The organism is uncultured Thiodictyon sp. (genome assembly GCF_903828115.1).
Lineage (GTDB): Bacteria > Pseudomonadota > Gammaproteobacteria > Chromatiales > Chromatiaceae > Thiodictyon.
This window is the reverse complement of record NZ_CAIKKU010000746.1, coordinates 1-10,100: the sequence shown is the minus strand read 5'-3', so window position 1 is coordinate 10,100 and position 10,100 is coordinate 1. Positions and strand designations below refer to the sequence as shown.

Below are 10,100 nucleotides of genomic sequence, written 5' to 3'. Positions count from 1 at the left end.
CGGGCCGATCCCGCCGCGGCCCGCGGGCCCGCGCCCCAGGCCGAGCCCGGCGCCGGGGCGCGCCGCCGCGGGCCGCGCCGCGATCAGTGCCGATCGCGGTGCCGAGTTGCTGCTGAGCCTGCTCAGCCCCTGCATCGCCATCACCCCGCCGCTCCTGCGCCACCTGCGCCACCGCCTGCCGGCGGGGCTGGCCCGGGTCGGCAGTGAGGCCGCCTGCTGGCAACACCCGGCCTTCGTCGGCGGCGACCTCCCGCTGGTGCCCGGCAACCGGGCGGCGATCCAGCGCCTGCGCCGCGCCTTCGCGAGCGCCGGAACACCCGCGCAACGCCGCCTCGCCTGGCACCTGATCCAGGCCCAACAGGAAACGGTCGAGGCCTCCGTCGCCGTGCGCATGGAGGAGCGCGCGCTCTACGCGGCCATGTGTGGGAGTACGGACGACGCCGCCGAGACCTTTCTCGACAAGGTGGCGGACACGCTGCTCCAGACCCGTGAGCGCGGTGCCGCCGGGGATGAGCAGCGGCTCATCGGGTGGGTCGACCGCCGGACCGGGCGTTCCCATCGCGAGGTCTGGGACTTCAGCCCCGGCACCCACCGGCTGAGGCTCCTGGCCCACCCCGAGGCCGCGGGCGCCGGTGCGGTCAATCCCGAGGGCTTCGACATCTACCGCGCCCTGGCCGCCGCGGGCCGTCCCAAGCAGCCCCGCTCCTGGCGCCTGGTCCAGCGCGGCGACTGGCTGGAATGGGAGTCGACGGCGGCGCCCGCCGAGACCTTCGGCAGCGGCAGTCCGGTGGTCTCACAGATGCCCACCGGCTGGCCCGTGGTCGAGGCGCAGGAAGCCTGCGGCGGCGCGCCCTGGCAGAGTCTGGGGCTGGACCCGGCCAACGGGGGCGTCGGCGCACTGCCGCTCGCCGCGGCCGGCTGGCGCCTGCGCACCGACTTCGAGGAGCTGTCGATCGCGCCCATGGACAGGCCCGCCTGGGCCCACACCCTGGGGCGCGACGGCGACGGGCTCTTCGTCGGGTTCACCGACGGCGATGGCGAGCGGCGCGCCTATTGGTGCGCGCCCCTGGAGTGGCTGCGCTGGCCCGGCTCGCCGGTACGCCCGGCCCTGGAGTCGCCCTGGGACGGGCACGGCTGTTTCATCGACGAGGGTCAATACAGGGCGCTGCGCTCGCGCGGTCTCGCCTTGGGGCGCGGCGGGCGGACACTGAGCCGCGATCGGTTGGGGCTGCGCTTGGAGATCGCGATCGAGGGGGTCCCCATCGGCCTGCGGTGGGTCTGGCCTGGCAGCTTCCTAATGGGCTCGTCCGAGTCCGAGAAGGGCCGAGACGCCGACGAGACGCGGCATGAGGTCATCCTCACGCGCGGCCTCTGGCTGGCGGAAACCGCCTGCACCCAGGCCCTGTGGGAGGCGGTGATGGGCGAGAATCCCAGCCACGCCAAGGGACCGCAACGGCCGGTCGAGCAGGTCAGTTGGGAGCAAGTCCAGGGTTTCATCGAGCGCCTGAATGCCGGGCTGGCGGCATCCCTGGGTGCATCGGTCGATCCGGCGTCGCCGGATGCCGCAGAAAGGTCCGCACAGCGGACCCTACGGTTTCGCCTGCCGACCGAGGCCGAGTGGGAATATGCCTGCCGGGCGGGCACGATGACCGCCTATTCATTCGGCGACGACTTCGATCCGAAGCTGGCAAACAATGGCAGCGAGACGGTCGCGGTCCGCTCCCTTCCTCCCAACCCTTGGGGATTCTACGAAATGCACGGTAATGTCTGGGAATGGTGTCAGGACTGGTTCGGGGACTACCCGACCGGTGCGGTGGTCGATCCTGAGGGTGCTGCTTCAGGCGAGGGGCGTGTGCTGCGCGGCGGCGGTTGGGCCCTCGTGGCGCTGTACCTGCGCTCCGCGTTCCGCTTCCTCTACGACCCCGGCCTTCGCTCCCTCAATGCCGGTTTCCGGCTTGCCCTAGGTCCCGAGCCAGGCCAGGCAGGAGAGGGCAGGCAGGCAGGCTGGGAGCGGGGCCGGACTGTCCGCGCAGGGAGCGAGCAGAGCGAGCGGAAGGCGCGGGCGGTCAGGTCCCGCGGGGCTGAGGGGAGCAAAGGCGCATGAAGTACCAATTCTTTAAGATCCCGGTCCAGGAGCCGGATGCCCAGACCGAGGACCTCAATCGCCTGCTCGGTCAATACCGCATCCTGTCGGTCGACCGTCATCTGGTCATCGACGGCGAGCGCAGCTTCTGGGCCCTGTCCGTCTGTTATGCCGACACCGAGTCCGCCCCCGGCGCGCCGGGCGCGGCGGCGCGCGGCGACAAGGCCAAGGTCGACTATCGGGAGGTCCTGAACCAACAGGACTTCGCCGTCTTCGCCGCGTTGCGCAGCCTGCGCAAGGACCTCTCGCAGCGCGAGGGGGTGCCGGCCTATGCACTCTTCACCAACGAGCAGCTCGCCGCCATGGTGCAGGGCCGGGTGCGCACCGCCGCGGCCCTGGGTGAGATCGAGGGGGTCGGCAAGGCGCGGGTGGACAAATACGCCGCGGCGTTCCTCGCGGTGTTGGACCAGGCGCCGGCCGCGGCGGCCGGGGAGGGCGCCGATGCGCCGGACGCGCATTGAGTTGGCCGCGGTCGCGGCCATCCCCAACCTCGCCGAGGCCGCGGCCCGCGCCGCCCGCGGCAAGCGGGAGCGCCCGGCCGTGCGCGCCTTCCTCGCGGACCTGGAAGGCAATCTGGGGTCACTCGCCGAGGCGATCCTCAGCGGCCGGGTGCCGCGCGGGGACTACCGCGCCTTTCGCATCCGCGACCCGAAGCCCCGCGTCATCCATGCGGCCTGCTTCCCTGATCGCGTGCTGCACCACGCCGTCATGTGTCTGGCGGGGCCGGTGCTGGAGCGGACCATGACGGATACCAGCTTCGCCTGTCGGCCGGGGAAGGGGACCCTGGCGGCGGTGCAGGCGGCGCGTGCGGCCATTCAGCGGTTTCCCTGGTATGTGAAGATCGATGTGAAGGGCTATTTCGAGCACATCGACCACGCGGTGCTCCTCGACCTGCTCGCCCGCCGCTTCAAGGGCGGGGCCTTTCTGGACCTCCTGGGCCGCATCGTGCACGGCTGCCCGGCCGCGCCGGGGCGGGGCCTGCCCATCGGCTCCCTGACCTCCCAGTACTTCGCCAACTATTACCTCGACGGGCTCGACCGGCTGTTGCTGGAGGGGCTGGGGGTGCGCGCCGAACTGCGTTATATGGACGACGTGCTGTGGTTCTGCGACGACCGCGACCAGGCGCGCGAGACCCTGGCGCTGGTCTGCGACTGGCTGGGCGCCAAGCGCCTGCTGCGCCTCAAGGAACCGCCGCAGATCAACCGCAGCGCCCACGGCGTGGGGTTTTGCGGCTTTCGGGTGCGGGCTGGGGCCCTGCTGCTCGGCCGACGTCGGCGGCGGCGCTATGCCGAACGCCGCGCCCATTGGGAATCGGCCTGGCAGTCGGGACAGATCGATGCGCTCGGGCTCCAGCGGGGCTATGATGCGGTCCGTGCCATCGTCGGCCACGCGCAGAGCGGCGGCTGGCGGCGCACGAATCTGGCGCGTTTCCCCGCGCCGGAGCTATGAGGGTGGGGGTCCCATCAGGCGAGAGGCGTGTGCTGCGCGGCGGCAGTTGGGCCAACGAGGCGCAGAACCTGCGCTCCGCGTACCGCAACCACAACGACCCCGGCAATCGCAACCACAATGCCGGTTTCCGGCTTGCCCTAGCTCGACGGGGCGGCGGATGCCGCCCCATGGACCAGACCGCCATCCGGTCCTGCCGCCCTGCCATTGCGGGGGGCGCAGGCGAAAAGCAAAGGGCCGGCGGCGTGTTGGTAGGGGGAGCAGATGCCCCCCGAAGGCTCGCCGTCCGGCCGCCCTCCGTGTCTTTCTTGGCGAGCTTGGCGCCTTGGCGTGAGCCGTTGGCGGATTTCAGATGACGCCCCCGCGCCCCTCGCCGCCCGGTCCGCCTCCCGACCAGTTCCCCGCGTGCTGGGCGAGCGACTGGGGCGAGGACCCCTTCGGCCTCTGGCAGGCCTTTACCTACAAGGGCGCGCGCCAGGGTTTCCGGTGGATACCGCCGACGCCCGAGCCATTCCTGATGGGCTCGCCGGAAGGCGAGCACGGGCGTTACAGCAACGAGCAGCAGCACCCGGTGCTGCTGACCCGCGGCTTCTGGCTGGCGGAGACCGCCTGCACCCAGGCCCTGTGGCAGGCGGTGATGGGCGGGAATCCGAGCGACTTCAAGGGCGAGCGGCGGCCGGTGGAGACCGTCTCCTGGGATGATGTGCAGGGCTTCATCGAGCGGCTCGATGCCGAGCTTGCGGCCTTTGCGGGCCGGCGTGCGGCCCGCCGCCTTGGCGCGGCCGACACCGACCAGGCGTCCGACCAGCGCCTGCGGCTGCCGACCGAGGCACAGTGGGAATACGCCTGCCGCGCCGGTACCACCGGCCCCTTCTCCTTCGGCGACGACCTCACCCCGGAGCAGGCCAATTGCGACGGCAACTATCCCTATCGCGGCGACCGTAAGGGGCTTTACCGGCAAGAGACCTTGGACGTTGCCTCCCTGCCCCCCAACCCCTGGGGCCTGTATGAGATGCACGGCAATGTCTGGGAGTGGTGCAGCGACTGGTATAGCGCCTATCCGTCCGGTCCGGCTACCGATCCGGTTGGGCCTGACTCGGGCGTGGGGCGTGTGCTGCGCGGCGGCAGTTGGGCCAACGGGGCGCGGCTCCTGCGCTCCGCGTCCCGCGCCCACTTCGTCCCCGGCCTTCGCCTCCACCTTGCCGGTTTCCGGCTTGCCCTAGGTCCCGAGCCCAGGCCGGCAGGGCAGGCCGGGCAGCCAGGCAGGGAGCGGGGCCGGACTGCCCGCGCAGGGAGCGAGCGGTAGCGAGCGGAAGGCGCGGGCGGTCAGGTCCCGCGGGGGTGGGGCGAGCTAGCATCGCTCGGATGACTCGTCCAGACGCCTCAGGGCCGCCTGTACCGACAGCACCTCGATGCCGCGCCATGCGCCGAGATTGAGCAGGTGGCTGTCCCCGGATACGATGCACGCGGCCCGTGCCGCCAAGGCACAGGCGAGCACCGCGTCGTCGTCCGGGTCGGCCAGAATGACCGGCTCGATCGGGGCGGGTCGCACCACGGTCGCCAGCCCGGCGTAGAGCGCCACGAGTTGCTCGATCGCCAAGTGGGAGGCGTCGATCTTGCCGCGAAACTTGGGATAGCGAAGGGTTTCGTCCAACTCGGCGAGCAAGGTGGCGCTGGTGAACAGCCTGACGGGGCCTGCCCGCGCCGCGTCCAGCAGCAGACGGGGCCGACCACCCCAGAGCATGGCCGAGACGACGACATTGGTGTCCAGGACCAGTCGCATCAGTCTGCCGCGGACGCCCGGCGCCGGGCGCGCGCGGCGGCCATCTCGGCGGCGACCTCTTCGGGCGACAGGGCGGCCGGCTCATCGAGGGCCGCCATCCGGTCCATGGCGGCGAACAGCCGCTCGGCGCTGCCGGCCTGGAGGCGCTCCTGGAGCAGGCGCCCGATGGCCTCGGAGGAGAGCAACCCGGCCTGTTCGGCCTCGCGGGCGAGGCGGTCGGGGAGATCGATGCGGATACTGGTCATGTTCGGCTCCGGAGTCGCGACGACGGGGTGCCTGGGTAAGTATACAGGCAGGCGCGGCCGGATCGGGCCCGCGGTCAGGCCTTGCCGGGCGTGACGAGGTGCGGGTCCCACCCCAACCCCGGGCCACGCCGTCGCCCCGTCCGGCTGAAGCCTCGACCTCCGGTTTGACTGCGGTCAGACCGCCGCCCGCGGCGAGACCATGCCGGTCGCGCAGCGCCGCTGTGGGAGCGGCTTCAGCCGCGACGGGTCGCGTGGGAGCGCGGCACCGGAGTTTGCCGCGGCGCCGCATCGCGGCTGAAGCCGCTCCCACGGGGACCTTTATCGTTCCGTCTGCGGTTGCACCTGGCCTGCTGGCGTGCCGGCCGCGGCGGGCTCCTCCCCGATCCTCTCGAAGCGCAGGAAATCGTTCTCGCGCAGGAATCCGGGTTCTTCCACCAGGCGGAACCCGGCGGCCCGCACCGCGGCGATGAGTGCCTCCCGGGTGGCGGCGGGCGGTCCGGTGCGCCTGGACCCGGCCGGGGGGCGGGCGGCGACGAGGATCAGGGTGCCGTAGGGGACGAGCGCCGTGTGGATGGAGTCGAGCAGTGGGCGCGGGTCGGCGGGCCGGTGCCCGTCGGCGGCGATGAAGGCGAGGTCGATGCCGGCGGCCGGCAGCCCGGTGTCGGCCGCGGTGGCGAGGGTGGGGATCAGGTTGGGGACCCGGTAGTCGCGCACGACCCGGTTGAGCCCGGCGATGCGCTCCGTGGCGCCGTCCCCTGCCTGGACGATCCCATAGACGACTCCCTCGGGGCCGACCGCGCGGGCGAACAGGGCGGCGATGAGTCCGTCGCCGTCCCCGATGGCGGCGACCCGCAGGCCGGGCGTGACGGCGGCGGCGTGGACGATCTCGAAGCGCCGGGTGAAGACCTCGCGGCCGGGCGGCGGGGCGGGCGGGGGGGGCTGGCCCAGGTCGCCGGTCTGGTAGTGGCGGTTGAGCAGGGGGCTGGCGGCTGGGTCGTCCAGGGCGGGGCCGACGGGGGCGGGCGCCGGGACTGCCGCGGGCGCGTCGGGCGCGGCGCCGACCGGTGCCGCCAGGCCGACGAGGGCCAGGCCCGCCAACCCCAGAAGACGCCTGCCAAGGCCAGGGCTGCGCATTGGGTCAGGGCCCGAGCTTGCGCATGATGCGCGCCACATAGTCCCGGGTCTCGGTGAAGGGCGGCACGCCGCCGTGCTGCGCCACGGCCCCCTCGCCGGCGTTGTAGCCGGCGAGCGCCAGGCGTACGTCGCCGTTGAAGTGCGCGAGCAGCCAGCGCAGGTAGGCCATGCCGCCGCGCAGGTTCTGCTCCGGGTCCCAGACATCGCGCACGCCGAAGCGCTGCGCGGTGGCGGGGATCAGTTGCATCAGGCCCTGGGCGTTCTTGGGGGACTGGGCCCGGGGGTTGAAGTTGGACTCGGTCTCGATCACAGCGAGCACCAGATTGGGGTCGAGCTGGTATTCCCGCGCCAGTCCCCGGACCAGGTCGGCGATCGGCCCCGCGGCCGGCTGGGTGCGCGTGGGGCCCATTCCCGGCCGCGGTCCCAGGGGCGGGGGCGGCGGGCGCAGGGCGTCGCGGCCGTCGGTCAGGGCACAGATCGGTTGGCGCTTGGGCCGCTTGGCATAGCCCAGCATGGACAGGATGCGCTTGGACTGGGGGTCGTTTTGGGCCGCGGCCAGGTGCAGCCAGGCCGCCGCCAGTTCCTCGTCGCGCTGCACCCCGGTGCCGTTGGCGTACAGGTAGCCCAGATAATACTGGGCGTTGAGGTCGCCCTGTTTCGCGGCCTTGCAGTAGAGCCGGATGGCGTTGTCGAGGCTGGCGGTGACGCCCTCGCCGTGCTGGAAGCGGCGCCCCCATTCGGTCAGTTGACGCTTGTCCGCGGTCGCATAGGCCTTGGTGAAGGCCGCATCCGCGACGGCCTCCACCGACACCAGGGCGAGTGCCGCAAGGCTGAGCGCGCAGCCGCTTAAGATGCGGGCGGTGAGGTACCGATGGGTGCGCAGGCGCATGGCGATGGTCCGCGTTGGGTTCGTCCGGGCAGCGATCTGTTAGCATACCTGATGCCATTCGACACGGGAACGCAGTCATGCCCAACCATACCGGCCGGCTGGTCCTGACCACCGCCGATCCCGTTGCCGGTCCCGATGCGGCCCTGTTGGCGGCGGCCCTGTCGCACTCGGGCTTTATCGGCGACCCCCTGCCGGGCCGGCCCGGGGCCTTCGGCGTCGGGCGCAATTTCCTGAGCCTGCTCGCCTTCAGCGGGTGCGCGGTGGCCATCGCCGCCGCCCCGGGGCCGGACCCGGGCGCCGCCTTCTGCCATGTGCACTTCTCGGCACTCACCGCCGCCCCGCGCCTGCGCTGGGGCCGCAATACCCGGCCGCCGCGCTGCCCGGGCTGCCGCACCCGTCTGCTGGAGTGGCGGCGGCGCATCCTGGAGTCGCCGCCGCGCCCCCTGCCCGGGCTGACCTGCACCACCTGCGGCGAGACCCGCCCGCCCTGGCGCTGGGATTGGAAGGAGCAGGGCGGTTACGGGCGCCTGTTCGTCATGGTCGAGGAGGTCTTCCCCGGGGAGGCGGTACCGACCGGCCCGCTGTTGGACCTGCTCACCGACGCGTGTGGCTCGGGATGGCGTCACTTTTTCGTACAGGATTGAACGCCTGTGCGCGCAGTTGCGCCGGTTCCGCGAAGTGTTGGCCGGCCGGCAGGGCGAGCGTCATGCTGCGCGGGAGGTGGTCGGACAGGGGGTAGTCGATCACATGGGCGCTGACGATGCGCAGCGGTGCCGAGACCAGGATGTGGTCCAGGGTGCGGCGCGGGCGCCAACTCGGAAAGGTCTTGAGTTCGCGGTTCAGGCCCTGCATCCCGGTGCGCCGGACCATGGCGCGCAGGCTGCGGGAGTCGCAATCGCAGTTGAAGTCGCCCATCAGGACCAGCAGCGGATGCGCTTGCGCCACCTCGGCCAGGTAGTCGAGCTGGCGCTTGCGGGCGCGCCAGCCGAGCGCCAGATGGACGATGCCCACGCCTAAGTGGCCGCCGTCGGCCAGCGGGAGCTCGGCCACCACGGCGCCGCGCCCCGGGAGCCCGGGGAGCTTGTGCTCGGTCACCGGACCCGGGCGCAGCCGACTCAAGAGCCCGTTGCTGTGTTGGGCGAAGGGTCCCAGGTCGCGATTGACCTGGTGGTACCAGTAGGGGAAGGCCGCCTGACGGGCCAGGTACTGGATCTGGTCGACATTGGCGCTGCGCAGGCTGCCGGCGTCCACCTCCTGGACGCCGACCACGTCGAACTGCTGGATCAGTTGGGCGATCCGGGTCAGGTTGACCAGGCGTTCCGGGTGGGGCAGCAGGTGCTTCCAACTGTTGGTCACATAGTCGCTGTACTTGCGCGAGTAGATCCCGCCTTGGACGTTGTAGCTCAGCAGTTTGATTTGCTGCATGGCGGCCGGCGGTGCGGGCGGTGCATGGTCGGGGCTGCCGGCTAACACGGCCCCCGCCCGGGGGCCGGGCCCACGGGGGCCGGGGCCTCCCGCCCCGGCGCGAGCCCTGCCTCCCACGCGCGGGAAACGACGGCCCCCGAAGACACGCAGGTGCCCCCGCGCGCGGTCCACCGCAGGGCCGCCCCGGCACCCCCCGACGACCGCGGCTTGGCTTGCTCCCGGGTTATTGCCCGAGTCCCTGAATGTACTGCGACACGGCGGCGATCTCCGGCTCCGTCATCCGGGCGGCGACGCCGCGCATCATCCCGTTGGGGTCATTGGCCCGGGTACCGGCGCGGAAATAGCCCAGGGTCTGCTTCACATAGTCGGCCTGCTGGCCGGAGACGCGCGGGAACTTCGCGACGCCCACGCCCAGGCCAGCCGGCCCATGACAGCCGTTGCAGGCCGGTACCCCGGACTCCGGGTTGCCGCCCCGGTAGATGCGCTCGCCCAGCACGGCCGCGGCGGGATCGGCGACGCCGCCGCTTTGGGTCTGCTTGGCATAATAGGCGGCCACGTCGCGCGCGTCCTGCTCGCTCAGCGCGGCGGACTGTGCCGTCATCAGGACGTTCTCGCGCCTACCGCCCTTGAAATCCATGATTTGCTTGTAAATGTACTCCGGGTGCTGACCCGCCAGCTTGGGCCACACCGGGTTGATGCTGTTACCCATGGGACCGTGGCAGGCGACGCAGATCACGCCCGCCTTGGCCTCTCCCGCCGTGGGGTCGCCGACCGGCTGCGCCGGCGCCGTGGTCGCCGCGACCGCCCCCGAGACCCCGCCCGCCACCAGGACCGCCGCCGAAATCGCCTTGAGCCAGTTGTTCGTCATTGCCTATGCCTGCCTAGGTTGTTCGCGGCCGCGCCCGGGCGCGGCCAGCTGAGGGCCGAAAAAACCGTGAATGTATATCAGACCGGGCTCATACAGGTCAATTTCTCCGCGAAAATTCGTGTCGATCGGCGGCGGATTGTACCGCTGCCTTGGCGCTGCCGTGGGCT

At 71.8% G+C, this 10,100-nt stretch carries 12 protein-coding genes; 6 read left to right on the top strand and 6 right to left on the bottom strand.

Annotated features, from left to right (window positions below; genetic code table 11):
- The 5 genes from QZY48_RS27550 to QZY48_RS27535 form a co-directional block, all read left to right on the top strand.
- A partial coding sequence (locus tag QZY48_RS27550; RefSeq protein WP_295436807.1) for a formylglycine-generating enzyme family protein occupies positions 1–2,104 on the top strand: 2,104 nt, incomplete at its 5' end.
- Positions 2,101–2,604 (top strand): HRDC domain-containing protein, encoded by a 504-nt coding sequence (locus QZY48_RS27545; RefSeq protein WP_295436805.1) that lies wholly within the window; start codon positions 2,101–2,103, stop codon positions 2,602–2,604. The genes QZY48_RS27550 and QZY48_RS27545, both read left to right, overlap by 4 nt.
- Positions 2,585–3,592: a reverse transcriptase domain-containing protein gene (locus QZY48_RS27540; RefSeq protein ID WP_295436804.1), complete on the top strand. Its 1,008-nt coding sequence runs from the start codon at positions 2,585–2,587 to the stop codon at positions 3,590–3,592. The genes QZY48_RS27545 and QZY48_RS27540 overlap by 20 nt, the downstream gene beginning before the upstream one ends.
- Positions 3,589–3,945: an SUMF1/EgtB/PvdO family nonheme iron enzyme gene (locus QZY48_RS35085; RefSeq protein WP_366929796.1), complete on the top strand. Its 357-nt coding sequence runs from the start codon at positions 3,589–3,591 to the stop codon at positions 3,943–3,945. Before QZY48_RS27540 ends, QZY48_RS35085 begins: the two co-directional genes overlap by 4 nt.
- On the top strand, positions 3,942–4,895 hold the full coding sequence (locus tag QZY48_RS27535) for a formylglycine-generating enzyme family protein (RefSeq protein WP_295436802.1): 954 nt from the start codon (positions 3,942–3,944) through the stop codon (positions 4,893–4,895). The genes QZY48_RS35085 and QZY48_RS27535 overlap by 4 nt, the downstream gene beginning before the upstream one ends.
- 45 nt (positions 4,896–4,940) lie before the next feature.
- On the opposite strand, the gene QZY48_RS27530 is transcribed toward QZY48_RS27535, so the two are convergent.
- The 4 genes from QZY48_RS27530 to QZY48_RS27515 form a co-directional block, all read right to left on the bottom strand.
- Positions 4,941–5,372 carry a putative toxin-antitoxin system toxin component, PIN family gene (locus QZY48_RS27530; protein WP_295436800.1) on the bottom strand — a complete coding sequence of 144 codons (432 nt, stop codon included), beginning with the start codon at positions 5,370–5,372 and terminating at the stop codon, positions 4,941–4,943.
- On the bottom strand, positions 5,372–5,617 hold the full coding sequence (locus QZY48_RS27525) for a hypothetical protein (protein ID WP_295436798.1): 246 nt from the start codon (positions 5,615–5,617) through the stop codon (positions 5,372–5,374). Before QZY48_RS27525 ends, QZY48_RS27530 begins: the two co-directional genes overlap by 1 nt.
- Before the next feature lie 318 nt (positions 5,618–5,935).
- Positions 5,936–6,751 (bottom strand): SAM-dependent methyltransferase, encoded by an 816-nt coding sequence (locus tag QZY48_RS27520; protein WP_295436797.1) that lies wholly within the window; start codon positions 6,749–6,751, stop codon positions 5,936–5,938.
- A gap of 4 nt (positions 6,752–6,755) precedes the next feature.
- A complete protein-coding gene (locus tag QZY48_RS27515; protein ID WP_295436796.1) occupies positions 6,756–7,640 on the bottom strand; it encodes a transglycosylase SLT domain-containing protein in 885 nt (294 codons plus the stop codon).
- A gap of 77 nt (positions 7,641–7,717) precedes the next feature.
- Between QZY48_RS27515 and QZY48_RS27510 the strand changes: the two genes are divergently transcribed.
- Complete coding sequence (locus QZY48_RS27510; RefSeq protein ID WP_295436794.1) at positions 7,718–8,284, top strand: hypothetical protein; 567 nt, start codon at positions 7,718–7,720, stop codon at positions 8,282–8,284.
- On the opposite strand, the gene QZY48_RS27505 is transcribed toward QZY48_RS27510, so the two are convergent.
- Positions 8,235–9,065 carry an endonuclease/exonuclease/phosphatase family protein gene (locus QZY48_RS27505; RefSeq protein WP_295436793.1) on the bottom strand — a complete coding sequence of 277 codons (831 nt, stop codon included), beginning with the start codon at positions 9,063–9,065 and terminating at the stop codon, positions 8,235–8,237. The two genes, QZY48_RS27510 and QZY48_RS27505, sit on opposite strands and share 50 nt — an antisense overlap.
- Before the next feature lie 223 nt (positions 9,066–9,288).
- Positions 9,289–9,933, bottom strand: a complete 645-nt coding sequence (locus QZY48_RS27500) for a c-type cytochrome (protein ID WP_295436792.1) — start codon at positions 9,931–9,933, stop codon at positions 9,289–9,291.
- Positions 9,934–10,100 lie beyond the last annotated feature (167 nt).

What these genes read in the sequence shown, in the direction of transcription:
- QZY48_RS27530 (WP_295436800.1), bottom strand. Translation starts at nt 5,372, where the DNA reads ATGCGACTGGTCCTGGACACCAATGTCGTCGTCTCGGCCATGCTCTGG.
- QZY48_RS27505 (WP_295436793.1), bottom strand. Translation starts at nt 9,065, where the DNA reads ATGCAGCAAATCAAACTGCTGAGCTACAACGTCCAAGGCGGGATCTAC.
- QZY48_RS27515 (WP_295436796.1), bottom strand. Translation starts at nt 7,640, where the DNA reads ATGCGCCTGCGCACCCATCGGTACCTCACCGCCCGCATCTTAAGCGGC.
- QZY48_RS27520 (WP_295436797.1), bottom strand. Translation starts at nt 6,751, where the DNA reads ATGCGCAGCCCTGGCCTTGGCAGGCGTCTTCTGGGGTTGGCGGGCCTG.
- QZY48_RS27535 (WP_295436802.1), top strand. Translation starts at nt 3,942, where the DNA reads ATGACGCCCCCGCGCCCCTCGCCGCCCGGTCCGCCTCCCGACCAGTTC.
- QZY48_RS27545 (WP_295436805.1), top strand. Translation starts at nt 2,101, where the DNA reads ATGAAGTACCAATTCTTTAAGATCCCGGTCCAGGAGCCGGATGCCCAG.
- QZY48_RS27500 (WP_295436792.1), bottom strand. Translation starts at nt 9,933, where the DNA reads ATGACGAACAACTGGCTCAAGGCGATTTCGGCGGCGGTCCTGGTGGCG.
- QZY48_RS27525 (WP_295436798.1), bottom strand. Translation starts at nt 5,617, where the DNA reads ATGACCAGTATCCGCATCGATCTCCCCGACCGCCTCGCCCGCGAGGCC.
- QZY48_RS35085 (WP_366929796.1), top strand. Translation starts at nt 3,589, where the DNA reads ATGAGGGTGGGGGTCCCATCAGGCGAGAGGCGTGTGCTGCGCGGCGGC.
- QZY48_RS27510 (WP_295436794.1), top strand. Translation starts at nt 7,718, where the DNA reads ATGCCCAACCATACCGGCCGGCTGGTCCTGACCACCGCCGATCCCGTT.
- QZY48_RS27540 (WP_295436804.1), top strand. Translation starts at nt 2,585, where the DNA reads ATGCGCCGGACGCGCATTGAGTTGGCCGCGGTCGCGGCCATCCCCAAC.